Here is a 21,186-nt window from a genome sequence, read left to right as displayed (position 1 = left end):
TTTCGGGGGAAACCTCACCACCACCCCCCCCCCCCCCTCCCCTCCCCCCCTCCCCCCCCCCCCCCCCCCCCCCGGGGCCCCGGTCCGGTTGAGCGGGTCAGTCCCGGGACAGGTGGGAGAGGGTGAGTTCCGCGCGTTCCAGCAGGTCCCCCACGACATCCTCGGGAAGGGCCTTGAACTCCTCGACGAGCGCCGCGATCCGCGCCGCCCCCGCCTCCTCCCGGCCGAGCTCCTGCTCGGTCCAGGCGGCGTACTGCTCGCACTGGAGCCGGTCGCCGAGGTGGTCCGGCCCCAGCTGCCGGTAGACCTCGGCGGCGCGCTCGCACAGCTCGACCTCCTCGCGCCGGAGAGCCTCGGCCTCCTGCGCGTCCAGCCCGCCGGCCGGCCGCGGTTCGCCGCTGTCGTCCTCGTCGCCCCCGCCGTGCGGGTCGTAGAGCTCCTCGGACCTATTCACCAGCCGGTCGGCCACCTGGGCCAGCTGGTACCAGGTCTGGGCCAGCTCGGCCAGCAGGTGCGGCGCCTCCGGCTCGCCGGCCAGCGCCGTCTGCAGGACGTCGGAGGCCTGGCCCATCCGGGACCGGGCGTGCGCCACCGCCGGGGCGGTGACCTCCTCCCGCAGTGCCAGCCAGGCCAGCGACCGCAGGATCCGCGCCTCCGAGACAGGCTCGCCGCCCGCCCCCCGGTACAGCTCCAGGGCCCGCTCCCAGGCGGCGGCCGCCTCCTCGGGCAGGCCCGCCCGGGCCAGCTGGTCGGCGGCCGAGTGCGCCAGGCGGGCGTGGGGCCGCTGGTCCTCCCAGTGCTCGGCCGCCTCCGCCGCCAGGAGGTACTGCTCCGCCGCCTCCTGCGGCTCGTTCAGCTCCGCCAGCAGGTCGCCGAGGAACTGGCGGGCGCTCACCGCCTGCCCCTCCCCGTGCTCCAGGAAGTCGGGGAGCGCCGACCGCAGGACCTCCGCGGCGTCGGCGTGGTGTCCCTGCACCGCGTGCGCCCGGGCCAGGGTGAACCGGGCCTGTGCGCCGCTGCCGGAGGCCCGCCCGGCCTGGTCGAACCAGTGCGCCGCGGCCAGGGCGTGCTCCGCCGCCTCGGCGGCCGCGTCGCCCCGGCGCAGCAGGATGTCCGCGAGCGTGAGGCGGACCGCGCCCTGTGCCTCCGCGTCGGTCACCCCCGCCGCGTGCTCCAGGCCGGTACGTGCCGCCCGCTCGGCCTCCTCGGGACGGCCCAGCGCCATCAGCACACCGGCGAGCAGCGTGAGCGGGTCCACCGCCAGCCACGGACGGCCCGCGTCCACCGCCCGTGCGGCGGCCGCGTCCAGCAGCGGAGCGGCGCCCTCGGGATCGCCCTGCTTCAGGGCGATGCGGCCCAGCATCTCCTCCGCCTCCGCGGCGAGGTCGGGCAGCGACTCGCGGTGGGCGGCGGCGAAGGCTGTGAGCCGGGCGGCCTGCTCGCGGGCGTGCTCGGCGCCGTGCCCGTGGTCCTCCGGTGCGCCGTCCCCGCGGTGCGACTCCCGGGAGCGCAGGTAGGGCTCCAGCCGGAGCGCGGCCAGCTCCGCCAAGGCGATCCGGCGCCCGCGCAGCGGCTCGTCGTCCTCCAGCGCCTCGGCGGCGTCCGCTGCCGCTGCGAGCAGTGCGCGGATCCGCTCGGGCGCGGCGCCGTCCTGCGCAGCCGCGCTGGCCAGCCGCAGTTCCGCCAGCGCCGCGCGCTGCGCCTGCCCGAGGGCCCGGTAGCCGTCGCGGGCCGCGGCGAGCAGGTCCGCCGCATCCGGGGCGCCGGCGCGGGCGGCGGCCAGTGCCCGGCTGTCGGCCAGGTCGGCGGCCGTCAGCGCGTCCATGCCGTCCTCGGGCAGGGCGGAGGCCCGGGCGGCGACCTCGGCCCAGAGCGCGTCTGCGGCGGGGTGGCCCTGGTCGCGCGCCGCGCGCGCCCGCTCCACGAGTGCGGCGAAGCCCGCCGGTGCGGCCGCGTCCGCCGGTCCGGCGGACGACCGGGACGGCACCGCGGCAGCGGGCCGGGCCGGGGCGGCCGCCTGCGGAAGCGGCGCGCTGCGCACACCGAGCGGCAGCACCTCCACCAGCGGCTCCCGGTCGACCCGTGCCAGGAAGCGGTCCGAGGTGCGGGTGCTGCCGTTGCGGGCGTCGAAGCTGCGGGCGATCGCGAGCGAGTTCGCGTGGAGGTGCGCGTACAGCTCGGAGACCGTACGGGGGACCTCCCCGTACGGGACGGCCGGGCTGCCGCCGTGTCCCAGCTCCTCCAGCCGGCGCAGCAGCACGAGTACGCCGCCGTGGAAGTCGAGCTGGTCGTCGGCGTTGGCGAGGGCGCCCAGGTGTCCGGCGTGCTCGGCGAGGATCTCCAGGCCGCGGGACTCGTTGCCGCTGAGGGCGCAGAACTCGATGTGCCGGCCGACGGACGGGAGCAGGCTCTCGTTGCCGCGGGCCAGCCGGTAGCCGCGGATGTGGTTGCGGCGCGCCTCGTCGAGGCGGCCGAGCCGCAGCAGCGGCAGCAGGGAGGCGGCCAGGACGCGGTGCGGCTCCTCCGCGCAGGTCCGGCTGCCCGTGAGGACCGGCTGCCAGAGCTCCAGGGCGCGGTCGTCGTCGCCGCGCAGGGCGGCGTACTGGCCCTGGCTGTTGAGTTCGCAGGCGTGGCAGTCGCTCATGGCGTCCCGCTCGGCGGCGAGCCAGGCGCGCATCGCCAGGTCGGCCCGCTTGTCGTCGCCGGTGGCGTCGGCGAGCCACATCTCGGCCTCGCGGACCGGGCGCTCGCTGTAGCCGGCGAGCCGGTAGCGCCGCTCCATCTCCTCAAGCCAGCCGCGGGCGGAGTCCAGGGGGATCTCGGGGGAGTCGCCGATGGCCGTCCCGATCCACTTGAACTGCCAGAACAGCGAGTGGACGTCCCACCGGCCGAACGAGCCGGGGTCCTGGTCGTACTCCTGGAGCAGCCGGGCGAAGGGGACGAGCATCTTCGAGGACTCGGCGCTGTGCAGGTACGAGGTGATCAGGTTGTCCAGTGCCTCGCGGAACAGCGCCTTGTCGCCGGTGGCCTCGGCGGCGCCGGCCAGGGCCTCGGCGTGGGCGTTGCGGGCGGATCCGTTCGGGGCGCTGCGGTTCTCCGCGAGGGCCTGCCGGACCTCGTCGGTCGTCATCGTGGTCACTGAGGGTCCTCCGGGGCGTCGGCGGGGTGGGTGGCCCATTCCAGGAGCCCGAGGAAGGCCCGGTTGAGCAGGGCCGTGTCGGCCGCGCGCAGCGGCCGCTGGGACATCAGCAGCGCCTGCCCGTAGAGCGATTCGACGGCGGTGCCGGTGAGGGCTTCGTCGGGCAGGGACGCGATGCGCCGGATGAGCGGGTTGTTGTGGTTCAGGACGAGGCGGGCCCGGGGCGCCGACCCGCGCAGCGCGCCGAGGATGCCGGTCCACAGGGCGTCGGCGTTGTCGAGGGCGGCGGTGCGGTCGCGCTCCTGCCGGGCCTGCCGGTCGTCGAGGTACAGCGCGGGGACCGAGACGGGCTGGAACGCGCGCAGGACCACGTCGCAGCCCTGTGCCTGGAGGCGGGTGCGGGCGGTGGACAGGAAGGGTGCGAGGGCCAGCTCCGCCGCGGTCGGGACGGGGTCCAGCCGCTCGGTCACGGCCCCGGCGTCGAGCTCGGCGACCTTCAGGTCCGGCCGTACGGCGGGCAGCAGGGCGAGCAGGTCGGCGTCGTAGGTGTATCCGGCGTTGACGACGCCGAGGCCGTGGGCGGCGGCGATCGGCGCGATCTGGCGGAACTCCTCGACGGAGCGCGTGAAGTGGATCTCGGGGTGGGCGGCCGCGAACTCCTGGAGGCTCATCGAGCCGTCGCTGGTCTCGAACGGCAGCCAGGGCAGCATCAGGCCGAGCAGTTCGGGGTCGTGCCGGGCGAGGGACTTCACCCCGAGGTGGTGGACGCCCAGGAAGGCGGCCAGGCGCTCCGGGTCGCTCGCGGCGAGTTCGGCGAGCCAAGCGCGGATGCGGGCGCCGAGGGCCTCGCGGACGGCGGCGAGGGTCTCGTCGTCGTACAGGTTCTCGCGGGACGCGGTCGGCCTGAGGGTGTCGGTGTCCAGGACGGCGCGCACGAAGAACGCCCAGTCGGGCAGCAGGTTGTCGGCCCGGTCGGTCAGCAGCATGCCCTTGAGGTGGACCCGGTGGCCGGAGCGGTGGGCGGGGCTGGTCGGTTCGGGCAGGACGTACGCGACGCCGCGCACTCCGGCGAGCGGCAGGTCGAGGTCGATGGTGTCGAGCGGGGTGAACCCGAAGAGCCCGGCGCAGTGGCCGGCGAGGGCGACGCGGCGGGCGGCCGGCGTGGGGAAGGGGCGGTCCCAGACGGCGGGCCGGTCGGTGACCGGCCGGGGCTCGCCGCCTGCGCCGTCGTCGAAGGTGATGTCGTAGGGCAGGAGCGAGCCGTAGTCGCGGGCCAGCTGCTCGACCCGCGCGGGGTCCGTCCACTCCTCGGCGCCGGGGCGGGCCTCCAGCTCGACGGTGGTGCCGGGCTCGCGGCGGGCGTCGTCGGGTAGTTCGCGCACGGTGTAGGTGCCGTCGTCGGCGGCGAGCCATTCGACGGGGGCGGCCTGCGGGTCGCGGGCGGATCGGGTGACGACGCGGATCCGGCGGGCGACGACGAAGCAGGCGAGCAGGCCGATTCCGAACTGGCCGAGGAACTCGCGGCGGGCGGTCTCCAGGCCGTGTTCGCCGCCGCGCTTGGAGCTGCGGCCGATGGTGGCGAGGAGGGAGTGCGCCTCGTCGGCGGTCAGGCCGATGCCGCTGTCCTCGATGGTGACGCGTCCGCCGGAGGCGGCGAGGCGGATGCGGATCGCGGCCTGCGGGTCGTGTGCGTGCCGGGCGGTGACGGCGTCGACCGCGTTCTGGAGCAGCTCGCGCACGTAGACGCGCGGGCTGGAGTAGAGGTGGTGGGAGAGCAGGTCGACGAGGCCGCGCAGGTCCACCTGGAAGGTGTTGGCCTCGGGGTCGCCGGGGATCGCGGCAGTGGGTGCAGATGTCATGGGACGTCACCTCGCGTCGGTGCATGGGTGGTTCGGTGATCGCGAGGTGCCCCCCCTCACGGATCCCGGAATGGGGACCAGGTTAGGGGGATGATCTGACAATCTGCCGGGAAATTAGTGCCGCCCCGGCAGGCGGAGGAACTGCGGCGGTACCGCGTCGACGAGCCACACCCCGTTGGCGCTGATCCGGAAGACGTGTCCGGCGGCCCTCATCGCGGCCGCGTCGACCCCGATGACGACCGGGCGGCCGCGGCGTGCTCCGACGCGGGTGGCGGTCTCCCGGTCGGGGGACAGGTGGACGTGGTGGCGGGCCATCGGGCGCAGGCCCTCGGCGCGGATGGCGTCCAGCGCCGCGGCGACGGTGCCGTGATAGAGGTGCGCGGGCGGCTCAGCCTCCGGGAGCGCCAGGTCCACGGGCACGGTGTGGCCCTGGTTGGCGCGTATGCGGGTCCCGTCGACGGCGAAGCGCTGCTTGTCGTTGACGGCGACGACGTGGTCGAGCTCGGCCCGGGTGACGGGGAAGCCGTGGGCGGCGGCCGCGGCCAGCAGGTCGTCGATCCCGACCCAGCCCTGCGGGTCGAGGCGCAGGCCGATGCGCTCCGGCTGGTGGCGCAGGTGCTTTGACATGTACTTGGACACCTTCACGGTGCGTTTGTCGTCCATGCCGCCCAGCTTGCCGGGGCGCGGCCCGCTTGCGCAGCGGATTTCGGCCGCCCCGGCCGAGGGGCACCCCTGGCCGTCGCATTCCGTTATACGGAATATATATTCCATTACACATCTGCTTCGGGGGAGGACCCATGACGATCCACGCTTCCCTGCCGCGCCGCGCGGCCGCCGAGTTCGCGGGCACCGCGGGCCTCCTCGCCGTCGTCGTCGGATCCGGCATCCAGGCGGCGGCCCTCAGCGGCGACACCGGGGTCGCCCTGGCCGCCAACTCGCTCGCCTCGGCCATCGGCCTCGGCCTGGCCGTGATCCTCTTCGGGCCGCTGTCCGGGGCGCACCTCAACCCCGTGGTCACTCTCGCGTCGTGGTGGGCTCGCCGCCGCGGCGGCACGGGGCTGCCGGGGCGCGAGGCGCTCGCCTACGCCGCCGCGCAGACCGCGGGCGCCATCGCCGGGGCCGTCCTCGCCGAGGCGATGTTCGGGCGGGTGCCCGGCGGCTTCGCCACCCAGGTGCGCGGCGGCCACCTGCTCGTCGGCGAGGTCGTGGCCACCGCGGGACTGGTGCTGGTGATCCAGGGCCTGGCCCGCAGCGGGCGGCCGCGGCTCATCCCCGGAGCGGTGGCCGCGTACCTCGCGTGCGCGATCTGGTTCACCTCCTCCGGCTCGTTCGCCAACCCCGCGGGCACGGTGGGGCGCGCCTTCAGCGACTCCTTCACGGGCATCGCCCCGCAGTCGCTGCCCGGCTTCGTGGCGGCGCAGCTCGCCGGCGGAGCGCTCGGCCTGGTCCTCGCCACACTCCTCTACGGCGGCCGCAGCGGCCGTGGAACCGTACGGGCCGACACTGCGGCCAAGCCCGCGGCCAGCAGCGCGGTCGGGGCCGCCGGCCGACTCGCGAGCCATCCGGAGGGAACTTCGTCCACAGGTTTGCCCACAGGAAACCCCGCCTTGTCCACAGCCGGTTGGGTGGGATTTGACGGTAAATGAGTGATCCGCCCTGTGGACTACGGTGGCTTGTGGATCACGGTGTGCCGTCCGGCCGGCCGGCTCCGCGGCGCGCCAGGTCGTTCATCCGCCGGGCATGCAGCTCCCGTTCGGCGGCGGCGCGGACGAAGTCCGCCACGTGCTCGGCGCCCACGAGCTCCTGCACCGCCCGCACGGTCTCGGCGGGCAGCGGGACGGCCGAGGCCCCGGGCGGCGGTGCGGCCCCGGCCGCCCCGAGGTGATGCCGCAGGTGCCGGGTCGCGAACAGCCGCATCGCCCGGGCCAGCTCGGCATCCACCGTCTGCTGAGCCAGCGGCCGCAGCCGCCGGACCATCTCGGCGGCCTCCGCCGCGTCCGCGTCCGTCGGCGGCACCTGCCCGAGGTAGCGGGCGAAGACGTGCTCGGTGGTGAACTCCAGGAACCGCGAGGCGATGTGCTCCACCTGTCCGCGCAGCTCCCTGAGGTGTCCGGCGATGGCCCGCAGCGGCACTCCGGCCGCGTACAGCTCCGCAGCCACCGCCAGCTCCTGGGGGGAGGGGACCAGGAACTCGTCCGGCCGCCCGGGTATCCGCTCCAGCACGCCCAGGTCGCACGCCTCGGCGACAGCCGCGTCGTCCGGGGCGCCGCCGAACCGCTCGTCCAGCTCGGCCCGGCTGACCCGGCCTGCCTCCTCGTCGGTCCACGGGCCCTGCACCTCGGCGACCAGGCCCAGGACCCCGCCGAGCCCGCGCCCCTCGTCCCACGCTTCGAGCAGCTCCTTGATGGAGGCCAGGGTGTAGCCGCGGTCCAGCAGGTCGGCGATCTGCCGCAGCCGCACCAGGTGCGCGTCGCGGTAGACGTTCGACCGGCCGCGCCGCTCCGGCTTCGGCAGCAGGCCCCGGTCCTGGTAGGCCCGGATCGTGCGCACCGTGGCCCCGCTGCGGTGCGCCAGGTCCTCGATCCGGTACTCGGCCTCCGCCTGATCGGACCGTCCCGGCGCGGCCCCGGTCACAGGCGCGGCTCCAGCCGGGCGAGCCGCCGCAGCACGCCGGGCGCGAACCGGGACAGCATCAGGGCCCCCTTGGACTCCGGCGTCACCGGTACCACCGCCTCGTTGTGCACGACGGCCCGCAGGATGGCGTCGGCGACCTTCTCCGGCGGGAAGTTGCGCAGCCTGTACAGCCGCGCCGCGCGCTCCTGGCGCCGCTTCTCCTCGGCGCCGTCCACCCCGGTGAAACGGGAGGTCGAGGTGATGTTGGTGTTGACGATGCCGGGGCAGACCGCCGAGACGCCGATGGACTGCGGGGCGAGTTCGGCGCGCAGGCACTGCGAGAGCATCAGCACCGCCGCCTTGGAAGTGCTGTACGCGGGCAGCGACTTGGACGGCAGATAGGCCGCCGCGGAGGCCGTGTTGACGATGTGCCCGCCCTGGCCGCGCTCGGCCATCTGCCGGCCGAAGATCCGGCAGCCGTGGATGACGCCCCACAGGTTGACGTCGAGGACCTTCCTCCAGTCCTCGGCGGTGGTGGCGAGGAACGGCCCCGACAAACCGATCCCGGCGTTGTTGACCAGCACGTCGACGATGCCGTACTCGGCGGCGGTCTTCGCGGCGAGCTTCTCCATCGCCGCCTCGTCGGCGACGTCTGCGCATTCGCCCCATGCCCCGGCTGCGCCGATGAGCCGCGCCATCTCGGCCGTGCGCGCCGCGCCCTCGGCGTCCCGGTCCACGCAGACCACCCGGGCTCCGGCCTCGGCGAACGCGTACGCGGTGGCCCGGCCGATGCCGCTGGCGGCGCCGGTCACCAGGACCAGCCGGCCGGCGAACCGGTCTGCGTACCTGCCGGGCGCCTTCAGCCGCGGGGCGCGTGCCGCGGGCTCCTCCCGGGCGGTGACGAACTCGGCGATCCACGCGGCCAGCTGGTCGGGCCGGGTGCGGGGCATCCAGTGCCTGGCGGGCAGGGTGCGCCGCACCAGGTCCGGAGCCCAGCGCTCCAGCCCGTCGTAGAGCCGCTCGGACAAGAAGGCGTCGCCGGTCGGCGTGATCAGCTGGACCGGCGCGTGCGCGTACGCGTCGGGCCGTGGGCGGCGCATCCGTGCCCGGACGTTGTCCCGGTACAGCCAGGCGCCGTGCGCGGCGTCGGACGGCAGCGACGGGGTCGGGTACGCGCCCGCCGGCACCCGCTCGACCCGCTGGAGGATCCCGGGCCAGCGCTTGCCGAGCGGGCCCCGCCAGGCCAGCTCCGGCAGCAGCGGCGTGTGGAGGAGGTACACGTACCAGGACCTGGCGCCCTGGCCGAGAAGCTGGGCGGCCCGCCGCGGTGTGGGCCGGCTCAGCCGCTCCTTGATCCAGTGCCCGAAGTGGTCGAGGGAGGGGCCCGACATGGAGGTGAAGGAGGCGATCCGGCCCTCAGTCCGGGCGGTGGTCACGAACTCCCAGCCCTGCACCGATCCCCAGTCGTGTCCGACGAGGTGGACGGGGCGGTCCGGACTGACCGCGTCGGCCACGGCCAGGAAGTCGTCGGTGAGCTTCTCCAGGGTGAACCCGCCGCGCAGCGGCACCGGCGCCGTCGAGCGGCCGTGCCCGCGGACGTCGTACAGCACCACGTGGAAGCGGTCCGCCAGCCGCTCCGCCACCTCCGACCAGACCTCCTTGCTGTCCGGGTAGCCGTGCACCAGCACCACCGTCGGCCGGTCCCGGTCGCCCAGCTCCACCACACACAGCTCCACACCGCCCGTGCTGACACGCCGCTCGCGCGCCCCGGCCGCGCCTCGCCCCGACGACCGCGCCCCGGTCGTCCCGTCCGCCTCGCTCATGCTGCCCCCTCCTCGGCCCAGCGCCGCACGTGCGGCAGATCGTCGTCCAGCCAGAACGCACTCTCCTCGGGGTCGCGGGAGTCCGTGACGACGAGGATCTCCTCGAATTTGGCGCCCGTCCCCCGGAAGCCCAGGTGGGGCTCCACCGCCCACATGCCGGGCTGCGGCGCGTGGTCGGAGAACCGGTACGGGCTCCACAGCGGCGACCAGCCCTCCCGGTGCCCGTGCAGCGCGTCGCCGACGAGTCCCTTGAGGGACTGCGTGCCGAACCCGAACAGGGTCGGCGACCAGCGCCGCTCCCTCACCCGGTCGACCTTGTGGGCTATGACGCCGAAGGGATAGGCGCGGTGCCGGTTCGCGTAGCCCTGCCGCACCATCAGCCGGTCCACGTTCTCGTAGATCTCGCGCAGCGACCGGCGCTCGCGGACCTGCCGCAGGATCAGCTCGCGGTGCGCGCGCAGGTCCGACAGGAGCCGGTCCTGCACCGGGTTGAGCCCGAGGCTGCCGGAGTAGCCGATGTCCGCCGCATACCCCCGGTACACCGGCGCCATGTCGAGGATGAAGGGCATCCCCGGCTCGAGAGCCCGGTTCGTCGGGAAGAACTGGAGCGGGACACGGAAGCCCGCGAAGGCCGTCCGGTCCCCGAACCAGGCGAACGGCAGGTGGAACCAGTCCCGCACGCCGCGCCCGCGCAGCCACTCCCGCTGCATCCGGGCCGCCTCGCGCTCGGTCACGCCCGGCCGCAGCTGCGCGGCGACCGCCTCCGCGCAGGCGTACGCGAGCCGCTGCACCTCCCGGAAGCCGCGCAGCTCGGCGTCGAGCCGCCTGGTGCGCGGTGCCGCGGTGGTGCCCTTCCCGGTGTTCCCAGCCATGCCAGCCGCCCGTCCCAGAAGCCGTACCGCCCGTAACCTGCCACTGATGAATGTGACAATGCCCGCAGACCGCGTCAAGGGGCGGGCGCGGCGCCTGTGGACGAACTTGTCCGGTTCACATCAGGCTCCTGTCAGGGTGCGTAGTCCTGAAGGCTGACACCGGACCGCCCTCCAGGTCTGACGACCGGCACGGACGCCGCCGCTAACGTCGGATCCGTGACTGTCATCGCGACCGAAAGCCTGAGCAAGCGGTACCCCCGAGTGACCGCCATCGACCGGCTCTCCGTGGACATCGGGCCGGGCGTGACCGGCCTGGTGGGAGCCAACGGAGCCGGCAAGTCCACGCTGATCAAGATCTTGCTGGGACTGTCCCCCGCCACCGAGGGCCGTGCCGCCGTACTCGGACTCGACGTCGCCACGCACGGCAGCGCCATCCGCGAGCGCGTCGGCTACATGCCCGAGCACGACTGCCTGCCCCCCGACGTCTCCGCCACCGAGTTCGTCGTCCACATGGCGCGCATGTCCGGCCTGCCGCCGGCCGCGGCCCGCGAGAGGACGGCCGACACCCTGCGCCATGTCGGGCTGTACGAGGAGCGCTACCGCCCCATCGGCGGCTACTCCACCGGCATGAAGCAGCGCGTCAAGCTGGCCCAGGCGCTGGTCCACGACCCGCAGCTGGTCCTCCTCGACGAGCCGACCAACGGCCTCGACCCGGTCGGCCGGGACGAGATGCTCGGCCTGATCCGCCGCGTCTACACCGACTTCGGCATCTCGGTGCTGGTCACCTCGCACCTGCTCGGCGAGCTTGAGCGGACCTGCGACCACGTGGTGGTCGTCGACGGCGGCAAACTCCTGCGCTCCAGCTCCACCAGCGACTTCACCCAGATCACGGCGACCCTCGCGGTCGAGGTGACCGACTCCGACGCGCACCCGGACGGGACGGCCGCCCTGCGCAAGGCGCTCACCGAGGCGGGCCTGGCCCTGCACGCGGGCGAGGAGCAGGGCCTGCCCGGCGCAGGCCACATCCTCCTCGTCGAGGCCACCGGGGAGAGCACCTACGACATCATCCGCGACACCGTCGCGGGCCTCGGCCTCGGCCTGGTCCGCATGGAACAGCGACGCCACCACATCGCGGAGGTCTTCCGCGACAACGACCAGCGGAAGGGAGCCGGTACCGATGGCGCCTGACACCTCCACCCAGATCCACAACATCGGCTACCGGTCCTACGAAGGCGCCCGGCTCGGCCGCTCCTACGCCCGCACCTCGCTGTACTCGCAGTCGCTGCGCGGCGCGTACGGGCTGGGCCGCTCGGCCAAGTCCAAGGTGCTCCCGATGATCCTCTTCGCGGTGATGTGCGTCCCCGCGCTGATCATCGTCGCCGTGGCCATCGCGGTGCCCGGGTCCACCGAACTGCCGATCAAGTACACGACGTACGCGCTGACCACCCAGATGGTCATCGGCCTGTTCCTCGCCTCGCAGGCGCCGCAGTCCGTCTCGCGCGACCTGCGCTTCAAGACGGTGCCGCTGTACTTCTCGCGCCCCATCGAGCGGGTCGACTACGTCGTCGCGAAGTACGCGGCGATGGCCTCCGCCCTGTTCGTCCTCACCGCCACCCCGCTGCTGATCATGTGGATCGGCGCGCTGCTGGCCAAATTCGACTTCGCGGACCAGACCAAGGGGTTCGCCCAGGGACTGGTCTCCGTGCTGCTGCTCTCGGTGCTCTTCGCCGGCCTCGGCCTGGTCATGGCCGCGCTCACGCCGCGCCGCGGCTTCGGCGTCGCCGCCATCATCGCCCTGCTGCTGATCCCGTACGGCGCCGTGACCGCGGTCCAGGGCGTCGCCTACAGCGCGGGCAGCACCGGCCCGATCGAGTGGATGGGCCTGTTCTCCCCGATCACCCTGATCGACGGCATGCAGACCGCCTTCCTCGGGGCGACCTCCGCCTTCCCCGGCGGCGAAGGCCCCTCCACGGGCGCCGGCTTCGTCTACCTGCTCGTCATCCTGGCCCTCATCGCCGGCTCGTACGCCGCCCTGATGGCCCGCTACCGGAAGGCCGGGCTGTGACCACCATCGACATCGACCACACCTCCCGCTGGTTCGGGAACGTCGTCGCCGTCAACGACGTGACGATGCGCATCGGCCCCGGCGTCACCGGCCTGCTCGGCCCGAACGGCGCCGGGAAGTCGACCCTCATCAACATGATGGGCGGCTTCCTCGCCCCCTCCACGGGCACCGTCACCATCGACGGCACCCCGATCTGGGGCAACGAGCAGGTGTACCGGCAGATCGGCGTCGTGCCCGAGCGCGAGGCCATGTACGACTTCCTCACCGGCCGTGAGTTCGTCGTCGCCAACGCCGAGCTGCACGGCCTCGACGACGCCGCCGCCCGGCGGGCACTGGCCACCGTCGAGATGGAGTACGCCCAGGACCGCAAGATCGCGACCTACTCCAAGGGCATGCGCCAGCGCGTGAAGATGGCCTCGGCGCTGGTCCACGATCCGTCCGTGCTGCTGCTCGACGAGCCGTTCAACGGCATGGACCCGCGCCAGCGCATGCAGCTGATGGACCTGCTGCGGCGCATGGGCGACGACGGCCGGACGGTCCTGTTCTCCTCCCACATCCTGGAGGAGGTCGAGCAGCTCGCCTCCCATATCGAGGTGGTCGTCGCCGGACGCCACGCAGCCTCCGGCGACTTCCGCAAGATCCGGCGCCTGATGACGGACCGCCCGCACCGCTACCTGGTCCGCTCCTCCGACGACCGGGCCCTCGCCGCCGCCCTGATCGCGGACCCCTCCACCTCCGGGATCGAGGTGGACGTCCAGGAGGGCGCCCTGCGCATCCAGGCCTCCGACTTCGGGCGCTTCACCGAGCTCCTGCCGCAGGTCGCCCGCGCCCACGGCATCCGGCTCCTGACCGTCTCGCCCTCCGACGAGTCCCTCGAGTCGGTCTTCTCCTACCTCGTCGCGGCCTGAAGGAGCTGGCACCCATGTACAACCCCACCGTGGCCCGGCTCACCTACCGGGCCCTCCTCGGCCGTCGCCGCGCGCTGATCCTCTTCGCGCTCCCGGCCATGCTCATCGTCATCGCCGGGGCCGTCCGCGCCTTCACCGGGCTGGACGACAAGATCGCGGCGGACCTGCTGGGCGGCTTCGCGCTGGCCACCATGGTGCCCCTGATCGGCGTGATCGCCGGCACCGGCGCGATCGGACCCGAGATCGACGACGGCTCGATCGTCTACCTGCTCTCCAAGCCCGTGAAGCGGCCGACGATCATCATGACCAAGCTGATCGTCGCGATCGCCGTGACGATGGCGTTCTCCGCGATCCCCACGTTGATCGCCGGCTTCATCCTCAACAACAACGGCCAGCAGATCGCGGTCGCCTACACGATCGCCGCGCTGGTCGCCTCCATCGCCTACAGCGCGCTGTTCCTGCTACTGGGCACGGTCAGCCGGCACGCGGTCGTCTTCGGCCTCGTGTACGCCCTGATCTGGGAGTCGCTGTTCGGCAGCCTGGTCTCGGGCGCCAAGACCCTCAGCGTCCAGCAGTGGGCGCTGGCCCTGGCCGAGAAGGTGGCCGGAGAGGGATACGTCGATGCGACCGTCGGCCTGCCCACCGCGGTCACTCTCCTCGCGGCCGTCACGGTCGGTGCCACCGTGTACGCGGGGCAGAAGCTGCGCCGGCTCACCCTGGCCGGCGAGGAGTAGTCCTCCGGGCGTTCGGGCCCCGCAGCGCCGCATGTTTCACGTGAAACACCGACGCGGACGGGACGGGGTCCGTGTCCGGCCGCGGCGGCGGAAATTCACTGGTACGGGACTACGGCCCCGGGCAGAGTGAGCCGTGCGGGGAGCAACAAAAGGTCCGGGGCGGCCACTTCGAGCGCACCGTCAGGTGCGGGCCGCCCCGGACCGCCTCCATGTCCGGGGCTCCCCCTCCGGGCCCGCGGCCCGGTCGGCGGGAGAAGGTCCTTATGCGGCGCCGAGCAGGCGCTCCAGCACCACCGCGATGCCGTCCTCCTCGTGGGAGGACGTCACCTCGTCGGCCACCGCCTTCAGCTCCGGGTGGGCGTTGGCCATCGCCACGCCGTGCGCCGCCCAGCCGAACATCGGGACGTCGTTCGGCATGTCGCCGAAGGCGATGGTGCCGGCGGCCTTGACCCCCAGCCGGCGCGCGGCCAGGGACAGGCCGGTCGCCTTCGTCAGCCCGAGCGGCAGTATCTCCACTATCCCCGGCCCGGCCATCACGACGTCCACCAGTGAACCGACCGTACGGCGGGCCGCGTCGACCAGGGCGTCGTCGCCGAGTTCGGGGTGCTGGATGTACAGCTTGTTCAGCGGGGCCGACCACACCGCCGCGGTGTCCTCCAGGTACAGGGCCGGCAGGCCCTCCTGCACCCGGTAGCCGGGCCCGAACAGCACGTCGCCGTCGACCCCGTCGCGGCTCGCGGCCAGCGCCAGCGGGCCCACCTCGGCCTCAAGCTTCGCCAGCGCCAGGCCGGCCAGCTGCCGGTCCAGCGTCACGGAGGTCAGCAGCCGGTGGGCTCCCGCGTCGTAGACCTGGGCTCCCTGTCCGCACACGGCGATGCCCCGGTAGCCGAGGTCGTCGAGGATGTGGCGGGTCCAGGCCACGCCGCGGCCCGTGACGACGATGTGGACGGCCCCCGCCGCGGTGGCCGCGGCGAGGGCTTCCCGGGTGCGTTCCGAGACGGTGCCGTCGCCGCGCAGCAGCGTGCCGTCGAGGTCTGTCGCGACGAGCTGGTAAGGGAACGGGGCCGGGTTCACCTGGTGATCGGCTCCAGGACCTCGCGGCCGCCCAGGTAGGGGCGGAGCACCGCGGGGACGCGTACGGAGCCGTCGGCCTGCTGGTGGTTCTCCAGCAGGGCGACGATGGTGCGCGGTACGGCGCACAGCGTGCCGTTCAGGGTCGCGAGCGGCTGCGTCTTCTTGCCGTCGCGGAGGCGGATCGACAGGCGGCGGGCCTGGAAGCCGTCGCAGTTGGAGGCGGAGGTCAGTTCGCGGTACTTGCCCTGGGTCGGGATCCAGGCCTCGCAGTCGAACTTGCGGGAGGCGGACGCGCCGAGGTCGCCGGTGGCGACGTCGATGACCTGGAAGGGCAGCTCCAGGCCGGTCAGCCACTGCTTCTCCCAGGCGAGGAGCCGCGCGTGCTCCGCCTCGGCGTCCTCCGGGGCGACGTACGAGAACATCTCGACCTTGTCGAACTGGTGGACGCGGAAGATGCCGCGGGTGTCCTTGCCGTATGTGCCGGCCTCGCGGCGGAAGCAGGGGGAGAAGCCGGCGTACCGCAGCGGCAGCTTCTCCGCCTCGATGATCTCGTCCATGTGGTACGCGGCGAGCGGGACCTCGGAGGTGCCGACGAGGTAGTAGTCGTCCTTCTCCAGGTGGTACACGTTCTCCGCGGCCTGGCCGAGGAAGCCGGTGCCCTCCATGGCGCGCGGACGCACCAGGGCGGGGGTCAGCATCGGGATGAAGCCGGCCTCGGTGGCCTGCGCGATGGCCGCGTTGACGAGGGCCAGCTCCAGCAGGGCCCCCACACCGGTCAGGTAGTAGAAGCGCGAGCCCGACACCTTGGCGCCGCGCTCGACATCGATGGCGCCGAGCAGCTCGCCGAGCTCCAGGTGGTCCCTCGGCTCGAAGCCCTCGGCTGCGAAGTCGCGGATGGTGCCGTGGGTCTCCAGGACGGTGAAGTCGTCCTCGCCGCCGACGGGCACGTCCGGGTGGACGACGTTGCCGAGCTTGAGCAGCAGGGCGCGTGCGGCCTCGTCGGCCTCGTTCTGCTCGGCCTCCGCGGCCTTGACGTCGGCCTTGAGCTGCTCCGCGCGCTTCAGGAGCTCCGCCCGCTCCTCCGGGGAGGCCTTGGGAATGAGCTTGCCGAGCGACTTCTGCTCGTTGCGCAGTTCGTCGAATCGCATGCCGGAGGACCTGCGGCGCTCGTCGGCGGAGAGCACGGCGTCGACGAGTTCGACGTCTTCTCCACGGGCGCGCTGCGAGGCGCGGACACGGTCGGGGTCTTCACGGAGCAGCCGGAGGTCAATCACCCCACCAGGCTACCGGCCTGAGCTTCGCGGGCTCACACCGATATCACGCTGCGTGTCGCTATGTCCTAATTGCAACGAATGGAAAACTCTGTACGCGTGGCCGGAAGCCGTCGGCGGACTGCCGCCCGATATAACGGACCCATTCCGGAAAGGGGGAAATCCCTGCATTCGGACGGCGCTCGCGGCCCAGTGAGAGGTCGATTGTCCACAGGGAAGCCGCAGCCCACAGGGTTGTCCACAGGCTGTGCGCCGTATCTGTGGACACGGAATTAGATCAATCCCGCCCACGGCGCCCTCCTGGCGAATCACGGTTCAAACCGCCCTCACGCACTCATTCGGGTGGGAATGGCTCGTCCCAAAGAGTTGATCCGTGATACACGGGTGACGCCGTTCATCCCCTGCTCCCCGACGTGAAACCCGTCCGCCAGGCTGACAAGACGACCCGGTGCGCCGAAGTGTCGACTAGTCCACAGGTCTGCATCTCGCCCTGTGGATAACTCTGTGGACAGGAGGCGGAGGCTACGCGCGGCCGTCGAGGCAGCGCGTCAGCCAGTCCGACGCTGCCGTGAAGTCGCCGTCCGTGGTCCCCGGCCGCGGAGCCCGGACGTCACTGCGGGTGACCCCCGCCCTCGGGTACGAGCCCAGGAAGCGCACCTGCGGACAGGTCCGCTTCAGACCCATGAGCGCCTCGCTCATCCTGCGGTCGGAGATGTGGCCCTCGGCGTCGACGGCGAAGCAGTAGTTCCCGATGCCCTCGCCTGTCGGGCGCGACTGGATCAGCATCAGGTTCACCCCGCGCACCGCGAACTCCTGGAGCAGTTCCAGCAGCGCACCGGGGTGGTCGTCGCCCAGCCACAGCACCACCGACGTCTTGTCGGCGCCCGTCGGCGCGGCGGGCCGGGCCGGCCGGCCCACCAGTACGAACCGCGTCTCCGCGTTCTCCGCGTCGTGGATCTCCGTGACGAGCGGCACCAGCCCGTACGTGGCAGCGGCGAACTCGCCCGCGAACGCCGCGTCGAAGCGGCCCTCCTGCACCAGCCGCGCCCCGTCCGCGTTCGATGCGGCCGACTCCCACCCGGCGTCCGGCAGGTTCGCCCGCAGCCAGTTGCGCACCTGAGGCTGCGCGACCGGGTGCCCCGTGACCGTCTTGATGTCCGACAGGGCCGTACCGGGCCGTACGAGCAGGGCGAACGCGATGGGGAGCAGCACCTCGCGGTAGATCATCAGCGGCTCGCCGGAGGCCAGCTCGTCCAGCGTGGCGGTCACCCCGCCCTCCACCGAGTTCTCGATCGGGACGAGGGCGGCCGCCGCCTCCCCGTTGCGCACGGCGTCCAGGGCGGACGCCACCGAGACCATCGGGACGAGCTCCCGGGTCGCGGCTTCCGGCAGGGTGCGGAGGGCGGCCTCGGTGAAAGTGCCCTCAGGTCCGAGATACGTGAAGCGGGTGGCCGACATGCGGTCAGCCTAATGCCGGGCACCCGCCCCGCGAGGCCCCGTTCACCCTTCGAGCACGTTCACCCTTCGAGCAGCCGCTGGCCCACGTACTCGCCGTCCCGCGGGCCGGGCGGCACCGCGTACAGCCCGCTGGACTCGTGCCGTATGAACGCCGACAGGGCGTCACCGCGGTCGAGCTTGCGCTGCACCGGGACGAACCCGCGCAGCGGGTCCGCCTGCCAGCAGATGAAGAGGAGCCCGGCGTCGGGGCCCCCGTCCTCGGCCATGCCGTCGTGGAAGGAGAACGGCCTGCGCAGCATCGCCGCCCCGCCGTTCTGCGCGGGGGCGGAGATGCGGGCGTGCGCGTTGGCCGGGATGACCGCCCTGCCGTCGGGGCCGATCTTGTCCAGGTCCAGCGCGGTCGTCTCCGAGCCGCCCGTCAGAGGAGCGCCGGTGGCCTTGCTCCGGCCGATGACCTGCTCCTGCTGGGCGAGGGACTGCTTGTCCCACTCGTCGAGGAGCATCCGGATGCGGCGGACGACCGCGTAAGAGCCGCCGCCCATCCACGCGTGCTCCGCCGGGCCCGGGCCGGGGGCGGGCACGAAGATCCGCTTCTCGAAGTCCGCCTCCGAGGGCTTCGGGTTGTTGGTGCCGTCGACCTGGCCCATCAGGTTGCGGGCGGTCATTGGCGAGGCGGTCGCGCCGGGCGACCGGTTGAAGCCGTCCATCTGCCAGCGCACCCCGGCCGCGTCTCCGGCGTCCTTCTGAATCGCCCGGAGGGCGTGGAAGGCCACCAGGCCGTCGTCGGCGCCGATCTGCACCCACAGGTCGCCGTTGCTGCGCCGGGGGTCAAGCCGGTCGGAGGAGAAGTCCGGCAGCGGGTCCAGGGCCGCGGGCCGCCGGGCGGTGAGCCCGGTGCGCTCGAAGAAGGAGTGTCCGAAACCGAAGGTCACGGTCAGCGAGCACGGCCCGGCGTCCAGGGCGATGCCGGTGTCGTCCGCCGCCGCGGTCTCGCCGGCCATCAGCCGGCGAGCGGTGTCGGACCAACGGCGCATCAGGGCGGCCGCCTCCTTCCGCCCCGCCCCGGGGGCCAGGTCGAAGGCCAGCACGTGCCCCTTGGCCTGGAGGGGTGTGGTGATGCCCGCCTGGCGCTCGCCGTGGAAGGCGACCCGGGTGGCGCCCACGGCGGAGAGGCTGCCGGAGCCGCCTGACGGGGTGTCGGCGAGGGCGGACTGCGCCAGTGCGCCCCCCGCGGCACCGAGCGCCAGCCCGGTGGCGCCCGCCGCGCCGACGGTGCCGAGCAGGCGGCGGCGGGAGATCTCGATGTCGGTGTTGCTCTCGGTCACGCTGTTCAGCCGATCTTCACTGTCTTCTGCACGGTGGTCTGGTCGATCTCGGAGGTCCGGACGGTCACGTCGATGCGCCACTCCCCGGCCAGTGGCAGCTGGACACCGGGCGCGCTCCAGTGACCCGGACCTGCCCGGTCGGGCGCTGTCGGCAGCGGGCCGACCTCCCTGGCCGGGAGGGTGAAGGCCACCTTGACCTCGGGAAGGTCGAGCGGGGCGCCGTCCGCGGCCTCGGCCCACAGGTGGAGGGTGTTGGAGCCGACCCGTCCCGGGTCCAGCTCCAGCCGGACGGATCCCTTGCCGTTCGCGCCGCCCGTGTCGAACGGCAGGGTGATCTTCACGGCCCGGTTCGGCACGGCGGGCGAGGAGGCACCGTTGCGGCCCATCTCCTGGGCCACGACCCGGCCCGGCTCGGTGCTCGTCAGCACGGTGGTCACGGCGAGGACCGCGACGGCCACCGCCGCTTCGGCCAGCACGGACCGGCGCAGGCCCGAGCGCGCCGGATCGGCGTCCCGGGCCTGCCGCCGACGCGCGTTCTCAAGCGCTGCCCGCTGCCGGGCGAGCTGCGCGGCCCGCTCGGGATCCTCGGGCACGCCCGCCGCCGCGGTCGATGTTTCACGTGAAACACCCACGGCAGCGGATGTTTCACGTGAAACAGCCCCCCGCACCGCGGCTGTCGTCGGCTCGTCCGCGGCCGCCTGGGCCACCGGCGCCTCCCCCAGCCGCGCGGTCCAGCGCCGGGAGAGGTATGCGACGCCGACGAGGACGGCCACCAAGGCGCCCTTGATGATCAGCAGCCGTCCGTAGCTGGTGCCGGTCAGGGCCTGCCAGCTGCCGAGCTGGCGCCACGACTGGTAGGCGCCGGTCGCGACCAGCACCACGACGCCGGCGAAGGCGGCCCGGGAGAACCGGCGCACGGCCTCCCGCTCGACGTCCGGCACGGTGTACAGGGCGACGAGCAGCGCGGTGAGCCCGCCGAGCCAGACGGCCGCGGCCAGCAGGTGCAGGACGTCGACCGGCATGGCGATGCCGCTCTGCAGGCCGGTGGAGGCGTGCTCCGACAGTGCCCATGTCGCGGCGATGCCGGCGGCGAAGACGCTGCCCGCGACGGCGAGGCCGAAGTCCAGGTCGGCGGCGTCCTTCGCGCCCCCCTTTCCGGCGCCCGCTTCCCCGGCCCCCGCCCCGTCTTCCGGTGCGGCGGACTGGCGGCGGGCGAACGCGCCGAACAGGACGGCGACGAAGAGTGCCGCCGCGCCGAGGAGGAGCAGCCGGGAGACGAGCGCGGCGCCGGTCTTTGTCTCCAGGACTGCCTTGAGTCCGGCGAGGTCGAAGACGTCGGCGAGGTTCCCCGAGCCGGTGTACGGGTGGCGCAGCACCAGCATCACCAGCGTGGCGGCGGTGAGCGCGACCCACGCGCGCAGGACGAGCTTCTGCAACGGCCGCACGGCGGCACCGCGCCGCCAGCACGCCAGGATGAAGGCGCAGGCGCCGACGAGGACGGTGAAGCCGGCGTAGGCAGCGAACCGGGCGATGCCGTAGGCGGCCCCTACGGGCCCGCCGCCCGCCGGCCGCTCGGGCAGCGCCACGGTGGTCTCCGAGGGTGCGCCGATGGAGAAGGTGAACGCCCCGGCGATGGGGTGGCTGTCGGCGGAGACGGCCTGCCAGGCCACGGTGTAGGTGCCGTCGGGCAGGCCGGGGTGGAGCGCGGTGCCGTACCGGATGGTCGCCCCGCTGCACATGTCCCGGATCTCCCCGGTGTCCACCCGCTTGCCCCGGGGATCCAGGACGCGGACGGAGTCCTCGCCCAGGGCGACCTTCTCCGAGAAGGAGAGGGTGACCTGGGCGGGTGCGGTGGCGACCACCGCCCCCTCCCCGGGGTCGCTCGCGGTGAGTGCTGCGTGCGCCGAGGCCGGGCCGGCCGCGGCGAACAGGAGTGCCAGCAGTGCTGCGAGGACCAGCGCGAGCCGCGGCAGGACTGCCGCGGCGCGGACGCGGGCCGGGGGCGGGGCGGGGGCGGTGGCCGTCATGGCGTGTCGGTCCCTCGG

General features: G+C 73.4%; 16 protein-coding genes. 5 read left to right on the top strand and 11 right to left on the bottom strand.

Annotation, left to right across the window (positions count from 1 at the left end; all coding sequences use genetic code 11):
• Window positions 1–97: 97 nt before the first annotated feature.
• The 3 genes from ACZ462_RS10815 to ACZ462_RS10805 form a co-directional block, all read right to left on the bottom strand.
• Entirely contained in the window at window positions 98–3,139 is a 3,042-nt protein-coding gene (locus ACZ462_RS10815) for a tetratricopeptide repeat protein (RefSeq protein ID WP_467805690.1), read from the bottom strand.
• Window positions 3,136–4,998 carry an HSP90 family protein gene (locus ACZ462_RS10810; RefSeq protein WP_467805691.1) on the bottom strand — a complete coding sequence of 621 codons (1,863 nt, stop codon included), beginning with the start codon at window positions 4,996–4,998 and terminating at the stop codon, window positions 3,136–3,138. Before ACZ462_RS10810 ends, ACZ462_RS10815 begins: the two co-directional genes overlap by 4 nt.
• A gap of 114 nt (window positions 4,999–5,112) precedes the next feature.
• Window positions 5,113–5,661: an RNA 2'-phosphotransferase gene (locus tag ACZ462_RS10805; RefSeq protein ID WP_467805692.1), complete on the bottom strand. Its 549-nt coding sequence runs from the start codon at window positions 5,659–5,661 to the stop codon at window positions 5,113–5,115.
• A 134-nt stretch (window positions 5,662–5,795) separates the two neighbouring features.
• Between ACZ462_RS10805 and ACZ462_RS10800 the strand changes: the two genes are divergently transcribed.
• Window positions 5,796–6,644 (top strand): aquaporin, encoded by an 849-nt coding sequence (locus ACZ462_RS10800; protein WP_467805694.1) that lies wholly within the window; start codon window positions 5,796–5,798, stop codon window positions 6,642–6,644.
• A gap of 34 nt (window positions 6,645–6,678) precedes the next feature.
• Here the strand turns inward: ACZ462_RS10800 and ACZ462_RS10795 are convergent, their stop codons facing one another.
• From ACZ462_RS10795 to ACZ462_RS10785, 3 genes are read right to left on the bottom strand one after another with little or no spacing between them, the layout of a single operon-like run.
• Window positions 6,679–7,632 (bottom strand): MerR family transcriptional regulator, encoded by a 954-nt coding sequence (locus tag ACZ462_RS10795; RefSeq protein ID WP_467805695.1) that lies wholly within the window; start codon window positions 7,630–7,632, stop codon window positions 6,679–6,681.
• Entirely contained in the window at window positions 7,629–9,434 is a 1,806-nt protein-coding gene (locus ACZ462_RS10790) for an SDR family oxidoreductase (RefSeq protein WP_467805696.1), read from the bottom strand. Before ACZ462_RS10790 ends, ACZ462_RS10795 begins: the two co-directional genes overlap by 4 nt.
• Complete coding sequence (locus ACZ462_RS10785) at window positions 9,431–10,306, bottom strand: M24 family metallopeptidase (RefSeq protein WP_467805697.1); 876 nt, start codon at window positions 10,304–10,306, stop codon at window positions 9,431–9,433. The genes ACZ462_RS10790 and ACZ462_RS10785 overlap by 4 nt, the downstream gene beginning before the upstream one ends.
• Before the next feature lie 216 nt (window positions 10,307–10,522).
• Here ACZ462_RS10785 and ACZ462_RS10780 point away from each other — a divergent pair, with 216 nt between their 5' ends.
• The 4 genes from ACZ462_RS10780 to ACZ462_RS10765 are packed head-to-tail and all read left to right on the top strand — an operon-like array spanning window position 10,523 to window position 14,013.
• Window positions 10,523–11,494 (top strand): ABC transporter ATP-binding protein, encoded by a 972-nt coding sequence (locus ACZ462_RS10780; RefSeq protein WP_467805699.1) that lies wholly within the window; start codon window positions 10,523–10,525, stop codon window positions 11,492–11,494.
• Complete coding sequence (locus ACZ462_RS10775) at window positions 11,484–12,371, top strand: ABC transporter permease (RefSeq protein WP_467805701.1); 888 nt, start codon at window positions 11,484–11,486, stop codon at window positions 12,369–12,371. The genes ACZ462_RS10780 and ACZ462_RS10775 overlap by 11 nt, the downstream gene beginning before the upstream one ends.
• Window positions 12,368–13,279: an ABC transporter ATP-binding protein gene (locus ACZ462_RS10770; RefSeq protein WP_467805702.1), complete on the top strand. Its 912-nt coding sequence runs from the start codon at window positions 12,368–12,370 to the stop codon at window positions 13,277–13,279. The genes ACZ462_RS10775 and ACZ462_RS10770 overlap by 4 nt, the downstream gene beginning before the upstream one ends.
• A gap of 14 nt (window positions 13,280–13,293) precedes the next feature.
• Complete coding sequence (locus ACZ462_RS10765) at window positions 13,294–14,013, top strand: ABC transporter permease (protein WP_467805703.1); 720 nt, start codon at window positions 13,294–13,296, stop codon at window positions 14,011–14,013.
• Between the two features lie 261 nt (window positions 14,014–14,274).
• On the opposite strand, the gene ACZ462_RS10760 is transcribed toward ACZ462_RS10765, so the two are convergent.
• The 5 genes from ACZ462_RS10760 to ACZ462_RS10740 form a co-directional block, all read right to left on the bottom strand.
• Complete coding sequence (locus ACZ462_RS10760) at window positions 14,275–15,087, bottom strand: HAD family hydrolase (RefSeq protein WP_467805705.1); 813 nt, start codon at window positions 15,085–15,087, stop codon at window positions 14,275–14,277.
• On the bottom strand, window positions 15,084–16,361 hold the full coding sequence (serS, locus tag ACZ462_RS10755) for a serine--tRNA ligase (RefSeq protein ID WP_467805706.1): 1,278 nt from the start codon (window positions 16,359–16,361) through the stop codon (window positions 15,084–15,086). The genes ACZ462_RS10760 and serS overlap by 4 nt, the downstream gene beginning before the upstream one ends.
• A gap of 519 nt (window positions 16,362–16,880) precedes the next feature.
• Window positions 16,881–17,816, bottom strand: coding sequence for a prephenate dehydratase (gene pheA / locus ACZ462_RS10750; RefSeq protein ID WP_467805707.1), 936 nt, complete (start codon window positions 17,814–17,816; stop codon window positions 16,881–16,883).
• Window positions 17,817–17,875: 59 nt separating this feature from the next.
• Window positions 17,876–19,141, bottom strand: a complete 1,266-nt coding sequence (gene efeB / locus ACZ462_RS10745; protein ID WP_467805708.1) for an iron uptake transporter deferrochelatase/peroxidase subunit — start codon at window positions 19,139–19,141, stop codon at window positions 17,876–17,878.
• A gap of 5 nt (window positions 19,142–19,146) precedes the next feature.
• The gene (locus ACZ462_RS10740) at window positions 19,147–21,168 is read right to left on the bottom strand and encodes a copper resistance CopC/CopD family protein (RefSeq protein ID WP_467805710.1); all 2,022 of its coding nucleotides are present in this window, start codon (window positions 21,166–21,168) and stop codon (window positions 19,147–19,149) included.
• Window positions 21,169–21,186: the final 18 nt, after the last annotated feature.

This window comes from Streptomyces sp. NPDC031121, assembly GCF_055570615.1.
Note: the sequence above shows the minus strand (reverse complement) of the source record. Positions and strands in the feature narration are given on the sequence as shown.

What these genes read in the sequence shown, in the direction of transcription:
- ACZ462_RS10740 (WP_467805710.1), bottom strand. Translation starts at nt 21,168, where the DNA reads ATGACGGCCACCGCCCCCGCCCCGCCCCCGGCCCGCGTCCGCGCCGCG.
- ACZ462_RS10810 (WP_467805691.1), bottom strand. Translation starts at nt 4,998, where the DNA reads ATGACATCTGCACCCACTGCCGCGATCCCCGGCGACCCCGAGGCCAAC.
- ACZ462_RS10805 (WP_467805692.1), bottom strand. Translation starts at nt 5,661, where the DNA reads ATGGACGACAAACGCACCGTGAAGGTGTCCAAGTACATGTCAAAGCAC.
- ACZ462_RS10790 (WP_467805696.1), bottom strand. Translation starts at nt 9,434, where the DNA reads ATGAGCGAGGCGGACGGGACGACCGGGGCGCGGTCGTCGGGGCGAGGC.
- ACZ462_RS10775 (WP_467805701.1), top strand. Translation starts at nt 11,484, where the DNA reads ATGGCGCCTGACACCTCCACCCAGATCCACAACATCGGCTACCGGTCC.
- pheA (WP_467805707.1), bottom strand. Translation starts at nt 17,816, where the DNA reads ATGTCGGCCACCCGCTTCACGTATCTCGGACCTGAGGGCACTTTCACC.
- ACZ462_RS10785 (WP_467805697.1), bottom strand. Translation starts at nt 10,306, where the DNA reads ATGGCTGGGAACACCGGGAAGGGCACCACCGCGGCACCGCGCACCAGG.
- ACZ462_RS10765 (WP_467805703.1), top strand. Translation starts at nt 13,294, where the DNA reads ATGTACAACCCCACCGTGGCCCGGCTCACCTACCGGGCCCTCCTCGGC.
- ACZ462_RS10800 (WP_467805694.1), top strand. Translation starts at nt 5,796, where the DNA reads ATGACGATCCACGCTTCCCTGCCGCGCCGCGCGGCCGCCGAGTTCGCG.